This is a genomic window from Neorhizobium sp. LjRoot104 (assembly GCF_964253725.1).
Lineage (GTDB): Bacteria > Pseudomonadota > Alphaproteobacteria > Rhizobiales > Rhizobiaceae > Neorhizobium.
Map to the genome: position 1 here is coordinate 396,147 of NZ_CAXURS020000002.1, position 22,160 is coordinate 418,306.

Sequence of the window (22,160 nt, forward strand, 5' to 3'; positions counted from 1 at the left end):
TGGCCTCAATGACTGAATCACATAAGCACCAACGGCATAGCTTGACTAACATATGAATTCGTAAATTCACTACATGACATGAAGAGGGACGCAAAAGAGATATCCATGAAGATTGCTGAGGTCATAGCCGAAAAGGCAGGTGACGCCGCTGAATTCCTCAGTGGACTGGCGAATGGTCACCGGCTACTCATCCTGTGCGAACTTGCCGAAGGGGAGAGAAATGTATCTTCAATCATAGAAGTGACCGGCATTGCGCAAACCTCCATGTCCCAGCACCTCGCGAAATTGAAGAAGGAGGGGATCGTCGATTTCCGCCGCGAGCATCGAATGCTTTACTATTTCATCGCGGATCCGGCTGTCATGGAGATCATGGCAATCCTCTATAAGAAGTTCTCGCGAGACTAAATTAGATCAGAGTTCGCTGTCATCGGCATGGTTGGCCTCCAGAGAGTTTTCTAGCGACCTCACTCTGCGGCGGTGTAGGCCGCTACTCACGCCTGATGGTATCTTAAGGCGTAACAGGCATGGTCTCCGGCTCGCATGTAACGTGGTGTAGTCGAACTATGCGCGTTGCCGTCGTCCAATATCAGCCGCAACCCCGAAGTGTCGCGGCCTGCCCGATAACCAGTCGCCGCGTCTCGGAAGCCGAGTTTTGGACGTGTCAATTTTGAGCGCGATATCGTGTTGTCTGGAGAAGGTGCTGGCGGCTTCAAACCTGCACTCTTGCTTACGGCCCTCACGAGACATTCTAACCTGGTATGTATTACTGGCAGCCTCACGCACAGCGCTGCTTCTACGGGCGATTCCGCTGAGTTGGAACGTCATCTGCTAGGGACAAAAAAGCGTCATGGTTCTTCAGAATGGAGGAATATATAGCCACGACGTTGGCGGCACGAGCGCTGTTCTCGACGATGAACTGTTGCCCAAGCGCTAGGGAAAGATTGTCCGTGATGATGCGGCAGAGTACATCTGGGTTGTTGTCGGCTGCCTGCGGCACCACAACCGTGACCGGGCGTTGTGGCCAATCGGCGGCCTGAGCGGTGTCTAACGCGACAAGCGATGCTGTGCCAGCCAATGCCATTCGACGCGAAGTAGCGCTCTATGATCCGCAGTCCGTTCCCGGCGGATGATCCGCATCTGTTGATTGCGTGTCGAGACCCGTCACAAGATGCCCGATTAGCGGCCCATGGCCCACTGCAGCAGCCGTAGTGCTGCTTTCGAGCAGAGAGAGCTCCTGCCTCAACATTATTGTGCCCGCTGCGGCTACGATCACAGACGCGCAAACTCGCAGAGGAGAAGAGCGATAATTGACATTGCCAACAACGTCAGCAACGTCCGGAGCGGCACCTGAAGTTCCACGAAAGACCTGTTGGAAGTCGCCGGCCCTAACGCGGTGGACCACTCCTCGATGGCAAGGCCGGCCCGGCCAGATAGGCCTAGTACGGGGCTAGTCTGTTTCCCATGCTCAAGTTGGGTTCAGGCGCGCCAATCGCCTTCCGGCGACGGGACGCAACTGAGATTTGATATTCGTCACATGTCGTCGGCTGGGCCAACCCGCGCTGCCAGGAGCTGCGCGCCCAATCGATCGCGAAACACGCCGTCACCAACACTGAGCCTTGTGCCTATCTTCGGCCGTAAATCGCAAACGAGTGGCGTGTGGTACCTCTCGCGTCGCTGCTTACTACAGCTCGCCTCGTAGGCAGAATACTCAAGCTGACGTCCTCAGTCAGCTTGCTGGGAAAAGAACGCGGTTCCTTCCGCCCCTGCTACGAGCGCCATGGCGTCTTCGAGACGCCCGATTGCGGCACGACGCCCGCCGCTTCTCGAAAAGCGCGACGCCGCGGCAATCTTCGGCCGCATCGATCCCGCGGGAAACTGCTTTTCATCCACGGAGCCTGGATCTATCTTTGTCAGCGGCCGCGCATTCGGCGTGCCGAAATCGGCATAGACGGCGTCCACATCGGTCAGCAGAAGCAGCATGTCGGCGTCGAGCTGTTCTGCAAGGAGGGTGCTGGCCGCATCCTTGTCGATGACGGCCTCGATTCCGGCCAGTCCTCCGCCAGGCCCTTCGACGACGGGAATCCCGCCGCCGCCGGTGCAGATCACCGTCACACCCTGCCTGACCAGCAGCGAAATGACGTCCGCTTCCATGATGGTCTGCGGCAGCGGAGAGGCGACGACGCGCCGCCATTTCTCCCCGTCGGGTGCGATCGTCCAGCCACGCTCGGCCGCCAGCTTTCGGGCGGTTTCGGCAGCATAGACGGGGCCGATGAACTTCGTGGGCTGCTGGAAGGCAGGGTCGTTTGCATTCACCTTGACGAGCGTCAGCAGGGTGGCGAAGCGATACCCCTTCAGAAGGCCGGCGAGCTCCTGTTCGATCATGTAGCCGATCATGCCCTCGGTCTCGGCGCCGAGAACGTCAAGCGGCAGGCCGGCGCCATCGGGGCCGGCCGTTTCGAGCGCCAAAAGCCCGACCTGTGGGCCGTTCCCGTGGGTGACCACCAGGGAATGACCCGCTGAAATCAATGTGGCGAGCGCGATCGCGGCCTGCCGCACATTGGCGCGCTGGTTTTCGGCCGTCAGAGCCTCACCGCGGCGCAGGAGCGCGTTGCCTCCAAGGGCAGCAACGATCAGCATCTTAACCTCCGATCGTCGCAACGAGCAGCGCCTTGATGGAATGCAGGCGGTTCTCCGCCTGATCGAAGACGATGGAGGTCCTGGATTCGAAGACCTCGTCGGTGACTTCCATGCAGTCTATGCCGTATTTCTCGGCGATCTGCCGGCCGACTTCCGTGTCGGCATCGTGGAAGGCGGGAAGGCAATGCATGAACTTGCTGTAGGGATTTCCCGTGGCTTCCATCATCTTCCGCGTCACCCGGAAAGGCGACAGGAGATCGATGCGCTCCTTCCAGGCGCTTTCGTCTTCGCCCATCGAGAGCCAGACATCGGTGTAGACGAAATCGGCGCCCTTAACACCGGTGGCGATATCGGACGTGAGTTCAAACCTGCCTCCCGCCTTGGCGGCTTCGGCATTGACATGTTCGACGAACGCCTGCTTCGGCCACAGCTTTCGCGGCGAGACGAGGCGGAAATCGATCCCCACCTTAGCAGCGCCGACGGCAAGCGACAGGGCGACGTTGTCGCTACCGTCGCCCACGAAGGCCAGTGCCATATCCGACAAATGCTTGTGGGTGAACTCGCGCATCGTCATGAAGTCCGCAAGCACCTGGGTGGGATGCCACACATCCGTCAGGCCATTGTAGACCGGGACGCCCGAATACCGCGCGAGCTCTTCCACCGCCGACTGCGCAAAACCGCGGAATTCGATCGCATCGTACATGCGGCCGAGCACGCGCGCGGTATCCTTGACGGACTCCTTGTGGCCGATATGGCTCCCGGAAGGGCCGAGATAGGTGACACGGGCACCCTGGTCATAGGCCGCCACCTCGAAACCACTTCGGGTGCGGGTGGAGTCCTTCTCGAAGATCAGCGCGATATTCTTGCGCACCAGGCGAGGTACTTCGTAGCCACCGAGTTTGGCTGACTTGAGTTCGGCCGCCATGCGCAGCAGGAAGCGGATTTCATCGGATGAAAGGTCCTCGAGCGACAGGACGCTCCTGCCATGAAGATTGATGGGCATATGATTGACTTTCCTATGCGATTTCACGAACGAGAGGGCAGGTCATGCAATGTCCGCCGCCGCGGCCACGGCTGAGTTCGGCGCCTTCGACGGTGATCACCTCGACGCCCTGACGGCGCAAAAGCGTGTTGGTATAGACGTTGCGGTCATAGGCGACGACCACGCCGGGCTCGACGGCGACGACGTTGTTGCCATCGTCCCACTGTTCGCGTTCCGCCTCGTACCGGTCGCCACCGGTCTGCACGATGCGCAGGGCCTTGAGCCCCATGGCGTCGGCGACGACCTCGGTGAACGATGCATTCTCTTCGCGGATATCAACGACCTTCTCGGCATCCGCAGGGCGCAGCGAAAAGCTGCGCAAGCGGTTGACGACGGGCGGATACAAAGTCACCAGGTCGCGGTCGCAGAAGGTGAAGACCGTATCGAGGTGCATGAAGCTACGGTCGCGCGGCATCAGGGCCGCAATCACCCGCGTGGCCAGTCCGGCGGTGAATAGCCGCCCCGCAAGCGCGCTTACGGCCTGCGGCGTGGTTCTCTCCCCCATGCCGATCAGCACGACGCCGTTGCCGACGGGCATCACGTCCCCGCCTTCCAGGCTTGGCGCTTCGTCTCCATCCGACGAGAAGATGGGGAAATCGTTGCCCCGGAAACGCGGGTGGAAACGATAGATGGCCTCCACATTGGCCGCTTCCGGCCGTCGCGCCTGCCAGTACATCGAATTGACGGAAACGCCGCCATACACCCAGCAGGAACTGTCGCGCGTAAAAAGCTGGTTTGGCAGCGGCGGAAGCACGAAATCCTGCGGCGCCAGCGCCCTTCCGCTCAATCCCATCGGTTCGAACGGCAGTTCCGCACGGGCGATGCCGCCGACCAGATAGGTCGAAAGCTCCCCGGACGGCATTTCGCCGAGCCATGCCCGCAACTCGGCGACCATGTCCTCGCCGACGACCGGCGGCTTGACCCGCAGGCTGAGCAGCCATTGCCGTGCGTCTGCGTTGTCCATCGTCTCTGCAAGCAGCTCCCCGAGCGAGTGTACGAGGACGCCTCGCTCCCTGAGCGTATCGACAAAAGCGTCATGCTCCTGCCGTGCCCGCTTGACCCACAGGACGTCGTCGAAAAGCAGGGCCTTGCAATTGTCCGGCGTGAGCCGGCGCAGGCTGAGATCGGGCCGGTGGACCATCACCTCGCGCAACCGGCCGACCTCGGAATGAACACCCAACGTCATCATCGTTTCATCTCCTCAGAAGGGGCTGACCGTACCGGTCCACATTTCGTAGGCGGCAAGCAGCGCGACCGCGACGAGGCCGGCGGCAAGGAAAGCTTCCACAGGTTTGAAGACCTGCTGGCCGTGCTGGCGGCGGGCGGCAACGTAGAAGATGAGGCCGGGCGCATAGAGCACCGCACACATGAAGAGGTAGGCGGGACCTGCCGCATAAACGAGCCAGAGACCGTAGACGGTGGCAATGAGACCGGCGATCATCGGGCCGGTGCGGCTTTCTCCCGGCTTATAGGCTTCGCCCGTGATCGCCAGTTTCACCGCATAGGCGCCTGAGAAGATATAGGGCACGAGGATGGCGGCGGAGGCGATCGAGAACAGCGCCTGATAGGTGCTCTGCGCGAATAGAGTGACCAGTAGAAAGGCCTGGACGAGGAGGTTGGTCATGAGCAGCGATGTCGAGGGAACGCCCCGGCTGTTCTCCTTCGCGAAAAAGGAAGGCATGGTGCCGTCCTTTGCGGCGGCCAGCGGGATTTCCGCCGCCAGAAGCGTCCAGCTCAAAAACGCTCCAATCACCGATACGACGAGGGCAATGTTGATCAGGACCGCGCCCCAGGGACCGACGATTGCTTCGAGGACGCCCGCCATCGAGGGGTTCTTGAGTGCGGCGAGTTCCGGCTGGTTGAGGATGCCGAGCGAGAGCAGCGATACGAGCGCGTAGAAGGCCAGGCAGGTCAGGAAGCCGGTGATCGTCGCGACGGCAATGTCTTTGCGGCGCTCGGCCCGGCCGGAAAAGACGCTGGCGCCTTCTATGCCGATGAAGACCCAGAGCGTGACCAACATGGTGCTCTTGACCTGCGCGGTGATCGAGCCGAGGCTTGCATTGCCAAGGCCGGTAAAGTCGGCGGAGAACACGTCCACCTTGAAGGCGACAACCGCCACGCCGATGAACAGGACGATCGGAGCGATTTTCGCAACCGTCACGACGAGGTTGACGATGGCGGCCTCGCGGATGCCCGCCGTAATCAGCGCATGCACGAACCACAAGAGGAACGAGGCACCTATAATCGCGGGCCAGGTATTCCCGTCACCGAAGGATGGAAAGAAGTAGGAGAGGGCGCTGAAGACCACGACCGCATAGGAGACGTTGCCGATCCAGGCGCTCAGCCAGTAGCCCCAGGCGCTGTTGAAGCCGATGAACGGACCGAACCCCGCCTTGGCATAGGCATAAGGACCGACGTCCAGGTCGGGTTTGCGCGTGGCGAGCGACTGATAGACGAAGACGAGCGCCAGCATGCCGGCGGCGGTGATCGCCCAGCCGATCAGGACCGCGAGCGGACCGGCGCCGGCTGCCATGTTCTGGGGAAGGCTGAACACGCCGGACCCAATCATCGAGCCGATGACGAGGGCGGTCAATGATCCGAGCCGGAGCTTGCGTGTCTTCGTATCCGTCTTGCCGACGGAATCGGGACCGGCCGATTCAGTAACCTTGATGTCAGCGGAAGCCATGGCTTCATCTCCCTGAGTTTGAAACTGAGGGAAGAAGATCACCTTACCGACGCCGCTCCATTGATCACCGTCAAGCTGTGCAGTAACAATCTAAATTTCCATCAATTTTGAAATTGTAGAATGTGAGCTACCGGCATGCGGTGACTTGAGAGGCCGTGATCGCTGAAATCCGGCTCAGCTTTGGCTTGCGGAAAGCTCAACGATCTCGTAGGTGATCTCTTTCCTGGCGCGCGGCAGGAGAGAGAAACCAGCCCGTCGAGCGTCTTGCCGACATTCGTCCTGGCTGCGACCATGGAGCGTGTGCGGGCCTTGTTCTTGGCCGCGAAGAGATCGTCACGGCCTCGCAGATTTCCGTGAAAGGGATGCTGCGGGAGGGCCGGCAAAAATGCCCGTAGTCAAACCCGTTGAGCTACCGACGAACGACGTCCGACTGTCCGGACAGGGCCCGAATCCGACAGGTTGACAAACATCAAGGTTCCGCGGCGCCAGCTGGGCCAATCTTTCTCCAGCAACAAGCGGAGGGAAGACAATGTCATTTGCAACAATATTGAGTGTCGTCAGATCAGATCATGGCGATAGGGATGTGAATACCGCCATCGACTTGTCGCGCTCGTCGGGAGCGCATCTGTCGATCCTGCTGCTGGGTGTGGCAGCGCCACCCCCGATCGGCGAGTTCGCTGAGAACGTTTCAATAGCTTGGCTGGAAGAGCGCGATCGGGACAAGGCGAAGCTCGCCGAACGGCTAACGGCCGTGAAAGACATTCTGCAGCGTGCGAACGTCGCTCACGATATCGTCGACGTCTATACGGAATTGACCTCCGTGGACAACGTCGTCGCCCACAAGGCCCGCTACGCCGATCTTGTTGCCATCGGCCCCGATGCAGCTGCCGATGGCTCTCTCAAGCATGCCGTCATTGACGGAGCGCTCTTCCATTCGCAGGTGCCCACTCTCATTATTCCCGGCAACGGAAAACCGACGTTGGAGCCCACCTCCGTCGTGGTCGCCTGGAAGGATAGTCTCGAAGCCATGCGGGCCGTCAAACAGGGGATCGAGCTTCTGAAGTCCGCCAAGGAAATCCATGTCGGGATCGTCGATCCGGGCACGAACGATGGCGAACCGGCCGGTGAGGTCGGCACCTATCTTTCGAGGCACGGGGTCAACTTTACGGTTGATGTGTTGAGGAGCGACGGCAGGACCGTTGTCGAGACGCTCAACCAATATGCGGATGACCTTGCAACGGATTTGATCGTCATGGGAGCCTATAGCCACTCCCGTATGCGGGAACGCATCTTCGGCGGCGTGACCCTATCGATGCTTAAGAACCCCAAACGGGCAGTTTTTCTGGCAAGATAAGGCGAACTCGATAAACAACGGACGCAATAAAGACGCCCCGAAATTTCTCGGAGCGGGCAGTTCCGAACGCCCTGAGACGAGCCTGCCAGGGCGCACCGGCCGCATTTAGCAACCGTCGTGGCGCGAGAACGCACATAAGAACTGACGGACAAAAGGAATTAACTTCGTAAAAGGTGGTCCTGAGCGATGTAGCAACCTTCAACGACGGCGGCTTACACAAGCGCCATTCATCGGACAGAAAACGAAACGCCTAGGCGGACTTAATCGGTGCAAAGATCAGCACGGGGAATCGAGACGATGCCGATCGCCGGCGTACAGAAATCCGATCGTCGCAAGCCTCCGAGGGCTGTCGACCTTCCTCATTGCGAGCGGATCTAGAATGGATATCCTAATACCTATCATCTCAGCTTTTCTGGCTTTGCTGGTTGGGACGCAATTTGTCAGCATAACTCTAGTGGTCTTGCGAAAGCTGTGTTGGAGAAGGGCAGCGAGTGACGACCGTGCGGGTGTGACGATTATCAAGCCGGTTTGCGGATTGGAAAACAACCTGCGCCGTACACTGCAAAGCAGTTTGTCGATCGATTATCCGCAGTACGAAATTCTTTTCTGCGTAGCCTCTCCCGATGATCCGGCAATAACAGTGGTTCGTGAGCTTATAGCGACCCATACCATTGCTGACGCAGGTCTGCTCATCGGCGACGACAATGTCTCCCAAAATCCAAAGCTGAATAACCTCTGGAAAGGTTGGCGCGCTGCAAAGTATGATCGCATCGTCATTTCCGACAGCAATGTCCTTATCCCTCCCGGTTATATCGATGATCTCCGCGAGTGCTGGTCCCCGGTGAACTCATTCGTCTGTTCGCCGCCCGTTGGAACTGAGACACAAGGGCCGGCGGCAGCTCTGGAGGCAGCGTTCCTCAATACATATCAGGCGCGCTGGCAACTGGTAGCCGACTTCCTAGGGATCGGGTATGTTCAAGGCAAGACGATGATGCTTTCACGCCGGGAGCTTGAGCATTCGGGTGGGTTGTCGGCCCTCGGAAACGAGATCGCGGAAGACGCAGCCGCGACAAAGATTGCTCGTCGCACTGGCAAAAAGGTTGCCGTCGTTCGCGAGCCTTTTCAGCAGCCACTGGGTCACCGAACCTACTCTCAAGTTTGGACCAGACAACTGCGTTGGGCGCAATTGCGGCGGTCGTCCTTCCCGTTGGCTTATTCGGCGGAAATTCTAAGTGGGGTGCTTCCGGCGGTGGTTCTGTACTGCGTCCTGTCGATGATGCACGTGATCTCGTGGATAGGACTTCCTGTACTAATTGCCTGCTGGTATTCCGCTGAAGTAGCCCTTGCGGCGATTTATCGGTGGCCACTGGGTCTCACGTCACCACTTGCTTGGATATTGCGTGACTTATTGTTGCCGCTCCTGTGGATTCTGGGTTGGTTCACGCGCGGTTTTGTCTGGCATGGCAATAGCATGACCTCGCTCAAGCGCTCCAACCTGAAACGAGAGCTGTCAGAGTCCCAGACATGATGACAAGATTGCCCGGGTTCCACCCGCGGAAATATCGAGCGGGGGCATCGCCATGTGTATCTTGCAGACTATCGCGAGCCTTGTCTGAAACAACTCCCGTTTCGATCTGTCCTTCAGCGTGAGCGCAAATTGCAGATGCGAAGACGGTTGGCTGCTCACACCGCGCTCTTCTCGCGCATCTTGATGTCATTGCCCCTCAGAGCCTGAGTTGGCCTGTCCATATCCGGCGCTTTGAGGACGGTTACCTCGGTCGGGGCCATTGATCTTTCGCAATGCAAGCAATCGGCAATAAGCGAAAATGTCTTTGAAAACGAGCGATAGGAGCAATTCATGAGTGACCTGTTGATCCGCCAGGATGTGCTGACCGAACTCGAATTCGAGCCCAGTGTGAACGCGGCAAATATCGGCGTCGCCGTGGAGAATGGCGTCGCCACGCTGACCGGACATGTTGAAAGCTATGTGGAGAAGGCGGCCGCCGAAGCGGCGACCCGGCGGGTGAAGGGTGTCAGGGCAATCGCTGAGCATATCGAAGTTCGCTTCCCCGGAAGGAAGAAGCGGGCTGACGACGAGATTGCCGCCCGGGCGCTGGACATCATCGCCTGGGACACAGCGCTACCCGACGGTGCGATCGATGTGAAGGTCGAGCGGGGATGTGTGATGTTGAGCGGTGAAGTACGCTGGCATTTCCAACGGCTTGCCGCGGAAGAGGCGGTTAAGAAGCTCGGAGGCGTCACAAAGGTGCGCAACCTGTTGACGATCCGGCCGACCGCGCAGATTCCCGACATCAAGGACCGTATAGATCGGGCTCTGGCGCGCAACGCGGAGGTCGAGGCAAAGGCAATTCGGGTTGCTGTTTCCGGTCATACCGTGACCTTGGAGGGGACGGTGCATGGGGTTAAGGAACGGCAGGTCGCCGAATACGCGGCATGGTCGGTTCCGAGCGTCACCGCCGTCGACAATCGGCTGACTGTGGCCTAGCGGCGGTCGCTCTGCGACTTCTCCTGACATGCCTCAGCCACGGTGCGATCCTGGCCTATGCAGGACGCCGTATCCTCAAAAGCAGGTCCTCGAGAACGGATCAGCCCCCCTGGATCGTCTTCCCACACGCGGGACCACATAAGCCTCGAGTGATCCCTACCCCAAAGTTCCGCCCGAGCTGGCCATATAGTGTTCCTCTTCTATCCAACCCCAAGGTCAGGAATTCGACATGTTGCCGCTCATGAGATTTTCTGCCCTTCTGATGGCAAGCCTTTTAGCCGTGGCATCTCCCGCCACGGGATCCCCGCAAAATACCATTGCGCCGATCGCAAGACAGGTGATCCCGACAGTCGTCACCATCTCCGTACGTGGCCAGGTTCAGGAGGATATCGATCCGTTACTCAGTAACCCGACCCTGAGGGAATTCTTCGGCCTGCAAACAGACCCGACGCCGTTGAAGCATGGTTTTCAGACATCGGGCTCGGGGGTCATAATCGACGGCGCGCGGGGTTACATCGTCACCAATCACCATGTCATTGAGAATGCTGACGACATCGTCGTCACATTGGCCGCTGGCGGCACTTTCCATGCGAAGATGATCGGAACCGATTCTGAGACTGATATTGCTGTCATTCAGATCACAGCTCCCAACCTGAAGGCTATCGAATTTGGCGATTCCAGGCGGCTACAGGTTGGCGACTATGTTGCCGCCGTCGGAAACCCGTTCGGCTTGGGCCAAACGGTGACGCTCGGGATCGTCAGTGCTTTGGGCCGGGCCGGGCTCGGGATCGATGGATACGAGAACTTCATCCAGACTGATGCCTCTCTTAATCCGGGGAACTCCGGTGGCCCGCTGATTGACATGGATGGCAGGTTAGTCGGCATCAATAGTGCAATCGTTGCGCCATCCGGCGGCAATATCGGTATTGGCTTTGCCATACCGGTCTCGATGGCGAAAGAGGTGATGGATAAACTGATCAAGCACGGCTCTATCCGCCGCGGCCGTCTCGGCGTCGTCATTCAAGATCTCTCTCCTGAATTGGCCAAGGCTCTTGGTGTGACGGCCGACGCGGGTGCAGTTGTAAGCCAGGTCAATGGTGGCTCATCGGCAGCCAATGCTGGATTGAAGGCAGGTGACGTGATCATCGCGGTCGATGAGGATGCCATCCAGAACGCGGCCGTCCTTCGGAACATCCTCGGCGCTCACGCTCCTTCTGAACGGGTCCAGATCCGGTTTCGGCGCGGCAAAGATGAATTGCATGTACAAGCGACCCTCTCCGACCAAGAGCGATTTGCGATACCAGAGGTCAGGAAAGAGAGCTTGCAGGGGGAAGGGTACCTTTCCGGTGTCGTGCTCGCGTCTCCCGACACAAGTAATAACCCCGAAGGCATTGCGGACGGCGCAATCGTTGTAGCTGTGGAAGACAACTGCGCAGCAGCGGATGCAGGTCTGCAAGCGGGGGACATCATCGTCGCCATCAATCAGAAATCTATCCACTCAGCCACGGAGGTGGTGCGGACGGCGAAAGAGGAGCGTGATGTTCTGCTCCTTAGCGTGCGACGAGACGGACAGACGCGGTTTGTCGCGATTGGTTCGTAATCTCAAAGTGAAGCGGAGCACAGCCATGAGTGACTCTGAGTCGAGCGATAAGGCGGTGGGAAAGCTTATCAAACCGATAAACATCACCTTCCGTCCCACCTCGCTGATATCGCTCGGCTGGGTGCTGGGCATCGGCGGGCTTGCAGGGCTTGTCTATTTCGTCCTTCATTTCAACGACCTGGAGCTATTTCTCGCCTTGATCGAAAGGGCGGATCCCATTTGGCTCGGCGCGGCGCTGATATGCCAGATTTTGACCTATATCTTCGCTTCCTTGGTCTGGAAGATCGTTCTCGACCGCGCACATAGCACTCTGCCCTTCGTCACACTCCTGAAAATCGGCTTTCTTTCAGCGTTTTGCCAACCAGATACTGCCGACCAGCGGCCTCAGCGGTACGATCATCGTTATCGGCGCCCTGAGGCGGCGCGGGGTCGACAGACCGCTGGCGCTGTCCGGCCTCCTTGTTGATACATTGTCCTATTACGCAGTCTATCTCGTTCTTGCGGTCATCGCATTCGCTTCCATCTGGCGCCGCCATCTGACTGGTGACGAGTGGATTCCCATCCTGCTTGCCTTCGTCCTGCTGGCCGCAGCGATTCTGGCCTGTCTTTCTCTTGTCGACCGGACCCGGGATCGGATTTTGCCCCGGTTCCTGTTACGCTGGAGAAGGGGGTCCTATCTTGCTGTTTGGCTGCAGGAAATGGATCCCCGGGCAATTCGGGATGTAAGGACCATCTTGTGGGCGGCATCCTGCCAATGCGCAGTGTTTTTTCTCGAGGCCGCAACACTTTGGTGCATCGCCCGTTCGATCGGTATCGACCTCGGCGCGACCGCCGCACTAGCAAGTTTTCTGGTTGCCTCGATGGTTGCCACCCTCGCTCCCTTGCCACTGGGTCTCGGCAGTTTCGAGAGCGCCAGCATCATGGCTATGCATCTGTTTGGCACAGGCCTGGAAGCGAGCCTCGCGACAACGTTGATGTTTCGTGGGCTGACGCTCTGGTTGCCGATGCTTCCGGGACTTGTCCTTATGCGCGCTGAGATGGCCCATCGGACCGAGGCACAACGACACGGAACCTAGCGGCAGGCACGAGGGAGAGGTGCCGGCAATTCTAATCGGCAATCATTCCGCGGTCCGAGGTAAAAGCGTATGACTTATCTAATCCCCAAGGGTCGAAGGAACTGACGGTGTTTATCGATCGCAACGAGGCAGGACGGCGGCTGGCTCAGGCCCTCAAGGCTTATCAAGGCTCACCCTGCACAATTTTCGCTCTTCCCCGTGGGGGCGTCCCGGTTGCGGCGGAAGTTGCCAAGGCACTCAATGCTCCGCTCGCAGTGCTTCTCGTGCGCAAGATAGGCGTGCCCGGCAATCCCGAAGTGGCAATGGGAGCCGTTATCGATGGCAAGATGCCGATCGTCGTTCGCAACGACGACATCATCGCACGTGCAGGGATTTCTTCTGCCGTGTTCGAATCATGTTGCCGGCTGGAGCTTGACGAAATCCACCGCCGACGGTTGGTCTATGCCGGTTGCCTTGCTGAAGGAAGCCTCAGCGGCCGGACCGCCGTCATTGTCGACGACGGACTGGCGACGGGTGCAACCGCGACGGCTGCGATCAGGGGACTCAGGGTCCGGAACCCTACCCGGATCATGTTGGCGGTTCCGGTTGCCCCGCCTGAGGTCGTCGCCCGGTTGAAAGCCGAGGCTGATGAGGTAATCTGCCTGGAAACGCCGTGCGACTTTGGCGCCGTCGGCGACCATTATCTCGACTTTCGGCAGCTCAACGATGAAGCCGTTCTTTCCGCCTTCCCCGGGGACCGTGGGTAAATCGGCTGTGTCCGGCGAACCTCAGTCGGCTTGTTCGGCCGGACTTATCTTGAGGGCGCGCAGGGCATTCAAGATCACCGCCACATCAATCACCTCCTGGAAGAGGGCGCCCTGGACCGGTGCCAGGTAACCCGATGCCCCGGCTGTCATGCCGACGATCGATAAGCCGATTCCCGCAAGCACGCTCTGTATCGCGATCCTGCGACAGCCTCTGGAGATCTCAATCCCCTGCAGAACGCGGTCGAGCCTTTCCACGAGCAGCACCGCATCCGCGGGTTCGGCGGCTCTGGACGAGCCATGAGCACCCATGGCGAGGCCAATGTCTGCGGCAGCAAGCGCTGGAGCGTCGTTGATGCCATCGCCGATCATCATCACCGGCCCACCGGCCTTTTCGGCTTTAACGATGTCGATTTTCTGCTCGGCCGAGAGTTCCGACCTTACCTCATCGAACGGCAATCCGGAGCTGATCAGACGCGCGACATCGCTCCTGTCGCCGGTCGCAAGGATCATGCGCGCGACGCCGAGCCGCTTGAAGCCTGCCAGTATCCGGTCGCTTCCATCCCGCAGCTTGTCCGAGAAAAGAAGGACGCCGGCAAATGCCCCATCGACGGCGACGGCCGCCGCAATGGTCCCAGGGCGATCATCGTGGTTGATCGTCATCCCGAACCTGGAGGCAATATAGGCGATGGCGCCGATCGCGACCGGGCGTCCGTCAACCTCCCCAGCAATTCCTTCTCCAGGCGTTTCGGTGACATTTGTGGGATGGACGAGCTTGAGATTGCGGGCCTTTGCAGCCTCAACCAGCGCCTTTGCCGCGACGTGGCTTGTTGCCTGGTCGAGCGATGCGACGAGGCGCAGCAATTCGTTTTCTGGCAGAGCCGAGTCGATCGCATGAAGGGTGGGGGTTCCTTCCGTCAGCGTACCCGTTTTGTCGATCACCAGCGTGTGGATATTGACCAGCGCCTCCAGAACACGCGCCCCCTTGACCAGCAAGCCGATCTGCTCGGCACGCGATATGCCCGCTGCCCAGGCAATGGGGACCGCGAGGATGAGCGAGCAGGGCGTCGCAACGACGAGGACGGCGACCGCCCGGACTGGATCGCCGGAGAGAAGCCAGGCGGCGAACGCGAGGACAACGGTGATGATCAAAAAGAAGGCTGCGTATCGATCCGCAAGTCTTGCCATCGGCGCCTCGCTTCGCTGCGCTACCTCGACCAGTCTCAGAATGCCGGCATATGTGCTCTCCGAGGCGGGTTTCATCGCCACCATGCTGAACAGGTCGCCGGCATTGGCTGCTCCGCTCATGACGGCATCCCCCTTTTTTCTAGCGGCGGGCAGGGGCTCGCCCGTTAGCGCCGATTCGTCGAGCGTGGCGACTTCCTCATAAATAATCCCATCGACCGGCACGAGGTCCCCCCACCGCACGACGATGATGTCGCCCACTTCGATCGCGTCGGCTGGAACCTCCTGCAATTGCTCTCCACGGCGCCGGATTGCCTGATGAGGAGCACGGGACAGGAGAGCTGTCATCTCATGGCGAGCGCGTCCTTCGCCCAGACTCTCCAGATATTGGCCGCCGGAATACATCAGCGCGACAACGCCGGCAGCGAGATATCCGCCGACAGCGAATGCCGAACCCATCGACAGTAACGCGACAATGTCGAGACCGATTTCCCCTTATCTCAGACGCCTAAGGATCTGGGCAAAGAGCGCCAGCAGGACCACAAGAGTGGAGACTGTGAGAGAGGTTGCAAAGAGATCAGGAAATCCGCCATGCAACCCCACGAAGGCAACGGTTATTCCTAGGGCCTAGGCCCCAAGAAGATAGGGGCGCAAAGAGCTTAGCCATTCATCCATGGGTCAGCCCGACGCCTTTTGCAATAAGCAGGTTTTTATTACTAAGAGCCTCGCTCTGGTCGTTGATTTTTGTCGGGAGCGACATCTCCCAAGCGATAGGGTCACCGATCAAGATTTGCTTTGATGTGGTTGTCGGCTGATGCGATCGGCTTCAAGCTCCTCAGCGGCGTCGAACATCATCTCGTTCATGACAGAGCGCAGATCTTCCTCGGTGATCTCCTGCCCCACGCTTCGAAAATCCGCCAGAACCTTTTGAAGGATATCATCGTCACCGGGAGCAGCGCGCCCAGCACTGCTAACCTCTTCAAGATAATTAGCAGAATCTTGTCGGCCGAGTTTTGTTGCCGCCCAGGTGGCGAAGAGCCGGTCCCGGCGTGTCCGCGTTTTGAAAAGCGTTTGGAAGTCGAGGATATATCTCTCTTCAAGCGCGCGCCGTCTGGCCTGGTCAGCAGTCATTTTGAGCCTCGTGCGTGTTTTTGAGAAACGCCAACCGCGAATATAATCAATGCCGACAGTCCGTTGCCTTGCGATCGATCAAACATGTGCTGTTGCAGATCGCTATCCTTGTACTGAATCTGCGAAGGGAGGTGAAAATGACGGTCAAGACGTTGCGAAGCAGGATTCGCCGCTTCTTCCTTGATCACCTATTGCTGTGGATTCTTCTTGCGATGGTCCTGACTGTCATCGGGATCACCTTTATCGCGCCGCGAGGCAGCATTTACGATCACATCGACGGTCCGTTTCACTGGCCGGACGCGGAGAGCCGATAGCGTCGGCGATGCGATTACTTAGCCGCCTTGACGAGGGTCAATGGCGAGCCGGTTTCAGTGGCCAATTATCGCTTTGCTCATGATGAGCGATAGAAGGAGAAATGTCATGGACGATAGTATTCTGCGGCAGAATATAATCGATGAACTCGACTTTGAGCCGAGTATCGATGCGGCCAACATCGGCGTTGCGGTGGATGCAGGGGTCGCGACTCTCACCGGGAATGTACCGACCTACGCCCAAAAGGCTTCTGTTGAGGCCATTGTGCGGCGGGTGAAGGGCGTGAGAGGCATCGCCGAAGAAATCGAGGTGCGCCCGTTCGGCGCCAACCCGACCGCTGATGACGAAATCGCCAAGCGTGCCATCAACACGATCAACTGGAATACGGTCATTCCGCGTGACGCCGTGACCGTCCAGGTCCAGAAGGGCTGGGTGACGCTCAAGGGTAAGGTCGAATGGCAGTACCAGAAAGAAGCCGCCGCCGAAGCCGTGCGTGCCTTGACCGGCGTGATGGGCGTCAGCAACCAGCTCGAAGTCACGCCCAAGGTCTCAATCATCGATGTGAAGAAGCGTATCGAGGACGCCTTGAAGCGGAATGCTGAGGTCGAGGCGCAGAAGATCAAGATCAAGGTCAACGTCGCCGATGGCCGGGTGACGCTGGAAGGCCATGTGGATGCGTGGTCGGAGCGTCAAGCCGCCGAACGCGCCGCCTGGGCGGCGTCCGGCGTCCGCTCGGTCGTCGACCATATCCGGGTATCCTGAAACGTTATGCCGCGGGCCGGCGTTGTCGGCTCGCGGCACTTTCCTCCGGGGCTCACCATGAAGGCAATGGTCCTATACGAAGTTGGAAAGCCCCTCAAGCTCGTCGAACGGCCGAATCCTGTTCCGGGACCGAAGGAGTTGCTTGTCCGGGTTGAGGCCTGCGCGGTATGCCGGACGGACCTGCATGTCGTGGACGGAGATCTCAAAAATCCCAAGCTTCCGCTCGTGCCCGGCCACGAGATCGTTGGAATTGTCGAAGCAGTCGGCGAAGGGCAGCCTGCGTCGCGTATCGGCTCCCGGGTCGGAATTCCTTGGCTCGGTCATACCTGCGGTCATTGCGACTATTGCCGTTCGCATACAGAAAATCTGTGCGATGAGCCTTTGTTCACTGGCTACACGCGGGATGGCGGCTTCGCCACCCATGTCGTCGCCGACAACGATTATGCGTTTGATCTGCCACTGGATGCCGATCCCGTTTCGCTTGCGCCGCTTCTGTGTGCCGGACTGATCGGCTGGCGCTCGCTGAAGAAAGCAGGATCCGGCAAGCGGATAGGTCTCTATGGCTTCGGTGCGGCTGCCCATATCATTGCCCAGGTCTGTGTATGGCAGGAAAGACAAGTCTATGCGTTCACGCGGCCCGGAGACCGCCAAGCACAAGCTTTTGCGCTGGATCTCGGCGCAACTTGGGCCGGCGGTTCAGACAATGGCCCGCCGCAAAAACTCGATGCGGCCATCATCTTTGCGCCGGTCGGCGATCTTGTCACCGCCGCGCTCCGGGCGGTGCGCAAGGGCGGAAAGGTCGTTTGTGGAGGCATCCACATGAGTGACATACCGCAGATGCCATATTCGCTGCTTTGGGAAGAAAGGAGTGTCGAATCTGTCGCGAATCTCACCAGGCAGGACGCTGAAGAGTTCTTCCCGATCGCAAACGAAGCAAAGGTGAAGACTTATACGACCGTGTATCCGCTCGCCGATGGCAACCAGGCGCTGGCGGCTCTGCGCGCGGGGCACTTGAATGGTGCCGTGGTTCTGGTGCCTTGAGAAGGCACCGAATGTCTGGGACCAGAGCCCCAGGTGCTTCCTCCACAAACTTGGCGGTACAGCATGAGTTGCTCCGCCAGTCGATATAAATCGGCTTGCGGCCGTCCATTTACCATGTCTCCTCCATCGATCGATGCTGGAACGGCGACCTCCTCCATTGGATTGCTCGAGAGGGGAAGGTCGACTTGCTGAGGAACGGCGACGTGGTGTTCTTCCGCCTCGCGATCGGAGCCTTTCGTGAGAATGAAGCCGCTAATCTTCGACTTGATGAAACGGATAAAGCTTCTCATGATCTCCACCTGATCTTGGGCGATCGCGGAACGAATTGCTCGCGATTGCGCAAACAGAGGCTGCCAAAACCTTGGGGAGGCGACATTGACACGGCTCAAGCCGTTGCTCGTCTCGCAGCAGGATGCGGCGAGATGACGTCGGTACAGGTAACGACAGTCGGTCTCCGCAGGCGTCAGGGTTGGGACCAGCAACGCCGGACAATAGTCGTGCCGAAAGTGGCGGGCGTCCTCACCGACGACACATGTCAAAGCTGAATGTGGATCGCCGCCAATGGGGGACTCGAAGAAACGTCTTAGTTATCTTCGCCGAGCGCCCGCCTCATCCTTCGTAAAATGACATTTCGCGCCGTCTCATCGGCTGCTTTGTCCAAGTAATTCTGCAGGTCGAGAATCAGTGCCTGAAAATCGCTATGCCAGTCCGCCTGGCCGACTTGCAACGCAGATAACCGGGGTGTCGTCTCCTCGGACGAAGCAATCACTGCCCCCACCGCCGAGTTCGTACGTGGCGTCGAGGGATGGTTGCATCACGACAAGCTCCGGAAGACTTGTAGAGATACGTACTTTCAGTCCCGCGATTGCCGGCAGTTCCCCATGCACCAAAAAAATGCCGCGCCGTATCGGCTTGGGAGCGACGGTGCCCTGTTCCACGCAAACCTGCCTGTTTTACTTATTCCGAACCAGACGATTGCGACGGTCGAGCCCGAAACGTCGTGATCGCGTGGAACGGTTCGCTTGAGGCAATAAAGGTCGTCAAACAAGGTCGGTTGTTGCTGAAATCCGCACGTGAAGTCTCGATCGTCATCGTCGATCCCGATGCGGATACTCAACAATCCGCCCAGGAACTAAGCGCCTATCTTTTGCGATCTCATGTTGATTCCCGGATCGACGTGTTGAGGAGCGACGGTCGCACCACGCATCAGACCCTGGACGATTGCGCGCATGACGTTGGCGCGGATGTGATTATTATGGGCGCCTACGGTCATTCTCGCTTAAGAGAGCTTATTTTTGGAGGCGTGACCCGATCCATGCTCGACAATCCCAAACAGCCGATTTTCCTGGCACGATAACCTGGCTGCGAGAGACAGACGGAAGACGTGCGGCGGTTTTTCAGCGGCAAAGCCGCCTTGGTGTCAAGCCAAACCAGCGTGCCGGGATAGGCGCCCGCAACTCCGATCGGCGCATGCTCCATAGGCGGTTATCGGTATCTTAAGCTCTGGCAACGTGGATCCGACCTGATGAACCGTCTTCAGGCCGATATTCGTCCGCTTTCACCGAAACGCCTCTGCTCCGCTTCAGCGACCTTGCGCTTGACAGCAATAAAGCTGTCGGGACTGACGGAAATGCTGTCTATGCCGCATTCCACCAGGAAGCCCGCAAAGTCGGGATGATCGCTCGGCGCCTGCCCGCAGATGCCGATCTTGGCTCCGGCCTTCGTGGCTTCCGTGATGACGGTGCGGATCATCCATTTGACAGCTGGATCCTGCTCGTCGAACAGGTCCGCGAGGTCGCCGGCATCGCGGTCGACACCGAGGGTCAGCTGCGTCAGGTCGTTGGAACCGATCGAGAACCCGTCGAACTGCTGCGCAAAATCCTTCGCAAGGATCACGTTCGACGGAATTTCGCACATGACATAAATTTCCAATCCGTCCACGCCACGCTTCAGGCCGTTCTCCGCCATGATGCTGAGGACCTTTTCAGCTTCGCCGACCGAACGGCAGAACGGGATCATCACCACGACGTTGCGGAACCCGAATTCGTTGCGCAGCTTGCGGATGGCGCGGCATTCCAGCGCGAAGCCCTCGCGATAGCGTGGCGAATAGTAGCGAGAGGCGCCGCGGAAGCCGAGCATCGGGTTTTCCTCCTTCGGCTCGAATTCCGCGCCGCCCAGCAGACCGGCATATTCGTTGGTCTTGAAATCGCTCATCCGGACGATGACGGGCTTGGGATGAAGCGCTGCGGCGATGCGGGCAAGGCCGCGCGCCAGATTGTCGACGAAATAGTCCCGCTTGTCGTCGTAGCCTTGCGTGAGGGCCGCGATTTCCTTTTTGGCGGCCTCGTCCTTGAGATTGGCGTAGCGGACAAGCGCCATCGGATGGATGCGGATGGCATTACTGATGACGAATTCCATGCGGGCGAGCCCGACGCCGTCGGCCGGCAGGCGCCACCAGCGGAATGCTGCGCCGGGATTTGCGAGGTTCAGCATGATCTGCGTGCGGGTGGCGGGCAGGTCGGCAATGTCGAGCGTCTTTTCCTCGTATTCGGCCACGCCGTCGTAGATGAAGCCCTTTTCACCTTCGGCGCAGGAAACTGTCACCTCCTGGCCGGCATGAAAAATTTCGGTGGCATTGCCGGTGCCGACGACGGCCGGCAGGCCCAGTTCCCGACTGACGATCGCGGCATGCGAGGTACGACCTCCGTGATCGGTGACGATCGCGGCCGCACGTTTCATCACCGGCACCCAGTCCGGATCGGTCGTGGACGTCACCAGCACGGAGCCATCGATGAATTTGTCGATATCCCTGGCCGTCTCGATCAGGCAGACGCGGCCCGAGACGATCGCATCGCCGATCGACAGACCCTGCGCCAGTTTCAGGCCTTTCCGCTTGATCGCATAGCTTTTGAAGGAACCTCCCTGGCGTATCGACTGCACGGTTTCAGGCCGTGCCTGGACGATAAAAAGCTGGCCATCTTTTCCATCGCGGGCCCATTCCATGTCCATCGGGCAGCCGTAGTGCTCCTCGATGGCCACGGCCCAGCGAGCGAGCTGCAGGATCGCCTCGTCTTCGAGAACGAATGCAGCCCGTTCGACCTTTGAGGTGGGCACGTTGATCGTCGGCGCGGCCCCGGAACCGTAGATCATCTTCTTGTCCTTCGCGCCGCAGGCCTTGGCGATGATCGGCCGCAGCGAGGTATCCTGCAGCAGGGGCTTGAAGACCTGATATTCGTCGGGATCGATGGTGCCCTGCACGACATTTTCGCCCAGCCCCCAAGCCGCGTTGATCAATACGATCTTTTCGAAGCCGGTCTCTGTGTCGATCGAGAACATGACGCCAGAGCCGCCGAGGTCGGAGCGCACCATCTGCTGGACGCCGATCGACAGTGCAACCTTCATATGGTCGAAACCCTTCGTCTGCCGATAGGAGATCGCCCTGTCCGTGAACAGCGATGCATAACAGCGACGGCAGGAGTCGAGCAGCGCCTTTTCGCCCTGGATGTTGAGGAAGGTTTCCTGCTGGCCCGCGAAGCTCGCGTCGGGGAGATCCTCGGCCGTAGCGCTGGATCGAACCGCGACGGCGACATCGTCGCTCCCGGCGCGGCGGGATAGTGCGCCATAGGAAGCGACGATGGCATCCGCCGTTTCCTTCGGCCAATCGCCCTGCAGGAAAAGCTTCCGGATTGCGGCGCCGGTTTCGGCAAGGCCGGCCTTGCCTTCCTGCCAATCGGCGACGAGCGCAGCGATCGACTGCCGCAAGTCATTGGCGTCGAGGTAGTTCCAATATGCATCTGCCGTCGTCGCGAAGCCTGCTGGCACGCTGACCCCCTTCTGCGACAAGGTCTGGATCATTTCTCCAAGGGAGGAATTCTTGCCTCCCACCTTCCCGATATCGCTGCGACGCAGTTCCTCGAACCAGATGACAGCTTGCATAGCGTTGCTCATCGCATTTTCCTTCGAGATATTGGGATCGGATCTTCACATATCCGACGATGTGCCAAGACTAGCGGGGCAGGCCGCTCGGGCGTTGATCCTCGTCAAGGTGCGTTTGCGGATCGCTGGCAATCTGGAGTGAAGTTGAC

19 protein-coding genes are annotated in these 22,160 nt (G+C 59.1%); 12 read left to right on the forward strand and 7 right to left on the reverse strand.

Annotation, left to right across the window (positions count from 1 at the left end; all coding sequences use genetic code 11):
* Positions 1-105: 105 nt before the first annotated feature.
* Positions 106-405, forward strand: coding sequence for an ArsR/SmtB family transcription factor (locus ACSQ8R_RS24065; protein WP_436255883.1), 300 nt, complete (start codon positions 106-108; stop codon positions 403-405).
* A gap of 1,317 nt (positions 406-1,722) precedes the next feature.
* On the opposite strand, the gene ACSQ8R_RS24070 is transcribed toward ACSQ8R_RS24065, so the two are convergent.
* The 4 genes from ACSQ8R_RS24070 to arcD are packed head-to-tail and all read right to left on the reverse strand — an operon-like array spanning position 1,723 to position 6,365.
* Complete coding sequence (locus ACSQ8R_RS24070) at positions 1,723-2,637, reverse strand: carbamate kinase (RefSeq protein WP_436255884.1); 915 nt, start codon at positions 2,635-2,637, stop codon at positions 1,723-1,725.
* A gap of 1 nt (position 2,638) precedes the next feature.
* Positions 2,639-3,640, reverse strand: a complete 1,002-nt coding sequence (gene argF, locus ACSQ8R_RS24075) for an ornithine carbamoyltransferase (protein ID WP_436255885.1) — start codon at positions 3,638-3,640, stop codon at positions 2,639-2,641.
* A 13-nt stretch (positions 3,641-3,653) separates the two neighbouring features.
* The gene (locus ACSQ8R_RS24080; RefSeq protein ID WP_436255886.1) at positions 3,654-4,868 is read right to left on the reverse strand and encodes an arginine deiminase; all 1,215 of its coding nucleotides are present in this window, start codon (positions 4,866-4,868) and stop codon (positions 3,654-3,656) included.
* Positions 4,869-4,880: 12 nt separating this feature from the next.
* Positions 4,881-6,365, reverse strand: coding sequence for an arginine-ornithine antiporter (gene arcD / locus ACSQ8R_RS24085; protein WP_436255887.1), 1,485 nt, complete (start codon positions 6,363-6,365; stop codon positions 4,881-4,883).
* A gap of 583 nt (positions 6,366-6,948) precedes the next feature.
* On the opposite strand from arcD, the gene ACSQ8R_RS24090 reads away from it, so the two are divergent.
* The 7 genes from ACSQ8R_RS24090 (at position 6,949) to ACSQ8R_RS24120 (ending at position 13,647) form a co-directional block, all read left to right on the forward strand.
* The gene (locus ACSQ8R_RS24090) at positions 6,949-7,719 is read left to right on the forward strand and encodes a universal stress protein (RefSeq protein ID WP_436255888.1); all 771 of its coding nucleotides are present in this window, start codon (positions 6,949-6,951) and stop codon (positions 7,717-7,719) included.
* Between the two features lie 379 nt (positions 7,720-8,098).
* Positions 8,099-9,247, forward strand: a complete 1,149-nt coding sequence (locus ACSQ8R_RS24095; RefSeq protein WP_436255889.1) for a ceramide glucosyltransferase — start codon at positions 8,099-8,101, stop codon at positions 9,245-9,247.
* 330 nt (positions 9,248-9,577) lie between these two features.
* Positions 9,578-10,225 (forward strand): BON domain-containing protein, encoded by a 648-nt coding sequence (locus ACSQ8R_RS24100; protein ID WP_436255890.1) that lies wholly within the window; start codon positions 9,578-9,580, stop codon positions 10,223-10,225.
* A gap of 229 nt (positions 10,226-10,454) precedes the next feature.
* Positions 10,455-11,825: a Do family serine endopeptidase gene (locus tag ACSQ8R_RS24105; protein WP_436255891.1), complete on the forward strand. Its 1,371-nt coding sequence runs from the start codon at positions 10,455-10,457 to the stop codon at positions 11,823-11,825.
* A 25-nt stretch (positions 11,826-11,850) separates the two neighbouring features.
* Positions 11,851-12,291, forward strand: a complete 441-nt coding sequence (locus tag ACSQ8R_RS24110; RefSeq protein WP_436255892.1) for a lysylphosphatidylglycerol synthase transmembrane domain-containing protein — start codon at positions 11,851-11,853, stop codon at positions 12,289-12,291.
* Positions 12,224-12,901, forward strand: coding sequence for a lysylphosphatidylglycerol synthase transmembrane domain-containing protein (locus ACSQ8R_RS24115; protein WP_436257266.1), 678 nt, complete (start codon positions 12,224-12,226; stop codon positions 12,899-12,901). The genes ACSQ8R_RS24110 and ACSQ8R_RS24115 overlap by 68 nt, the downstream gene beginning before the upstream one ends.
* A 107-nt stretch (positions 12,902-13,008) precedes the next feature.
* Entirely contained in the window at positions 13,009-13,647 is a 639-nt protein-coding gene (locus tag ACSQ8R_RS24120) for a phosphoribosyltransferase (RefSeq protein ID WP_436255893.1), read from the forward strand.
* Positions 13,648-13,668: 21 nt separating this feature from the next.
* On the opposite strand, the gene ACSQ8R_RS24125 is transcribed toward ACSQ8R_RS24120, so the two are convergent.
* Together ACSQ8R_RS24125 and ACSQ8R_RS24130 are read right to left on the reverse strand one after the other, a co-directional pair.
* Positions 13,669-15,318 carry a heavy metal translocating P-type ATPase gene (locus tag ACSQ8R_RS24125; RefSeq protein WP_436257267.1) on the reverse strand — a complete coding sequence of 550 codons (1,650 nt, stop codon included), beginning with the start codon at positions 15,316-15,318 and terminating at the stop codon, positions 13,669-13,671.
* A 294-nt stretch (positions 15,319-15,612) separates the two neighbouring features.
* Complete coding sequence (locus ACSQ8R_RS24130) at positions 15,613-15,960, reverse strand: ATPase inhibitor subunit zeta (protein WP_436255894.1); 348 nt, start codon at positions 15,958-15,960, stop codon at positions 15,613-15,615.
* A 137-nt stretch (positions 15,961-16,097) separates the two neighbouring features.
* On the opposite strand from ACSQ8R_RS24130, the gene ACSQ8R_RS24135 reads away from it, so the two are divergent.
* The 4 genes from ACSQ8R_RS24135 (at position 16,098) to ACSQ8R_RS24150 (ending at position 19,432) form a co-directional block, all read left to right on the forward strand.
* Entirely contained in the window at positions 16,098-16,274 is a 177-nt protein-coding gene (locus ACSQ8R_RS24135) for a hypothetical protein (RefSeq protein ID WP_436255895.1), read from the forward strand.
* A 106-nt stretch (positions 16,275-16,380) separates the two neighbouring features.
* Complete coding sequence (locus tag ACSQ8R_RS24140; RefSeq protein WP_436255896.1) at positions 16,381-17,034, forward strand: BON domain-containing protein; 654 nt, start codon at positions 16,381-16,383, stop codon at positions 17,032-17,034.
* Positions 17,035-17,091: 57 nt separating this feature from the next.
* Positions 17,092-18,075, forward strand: coding sequence for a zinc-dependent alcohol dehydrogenase family protein (locus ACSQ8R_RS24145; RefSeq protein WP_436255897.1), 984 nt, complete (start codon positions 17,092-17,094; stop codon positions 18,073-18,075).
* A 1,000-nt stretch (positions 18,076-19,075) separates the two neighbouring features.
* On the forward strand, positions 19,076-19,432 hold the full coding sequence (locus ACSQ8R_RS24150) for a universal stress protein (protein WP_436255898.1): 357 nt from the start codon (positions 19,076-19,078) through the stop codon (positions 19,430-19,432).
* 179 nt (positions 19,433-19,611) lie between these two features.
* Here ACSQ8R_RS24150 and ppsA read toward each other — a convergent pair whose 3' ends face one another.
* On the reverse strand, positions 19,612-22,023 hold the full coding sequence (gene ppsA / locus ACSQ8R_RS24155) for a phosphoenolpyruvate synthase (RefSeq protein WP_436255899.1): 2,412 nt from the start codon (positions 22,021-22,023) through the stop codon (positions 19,612-19,614).
* Positions 22,024-22,160: the final 137 nt, after the last annotated feature.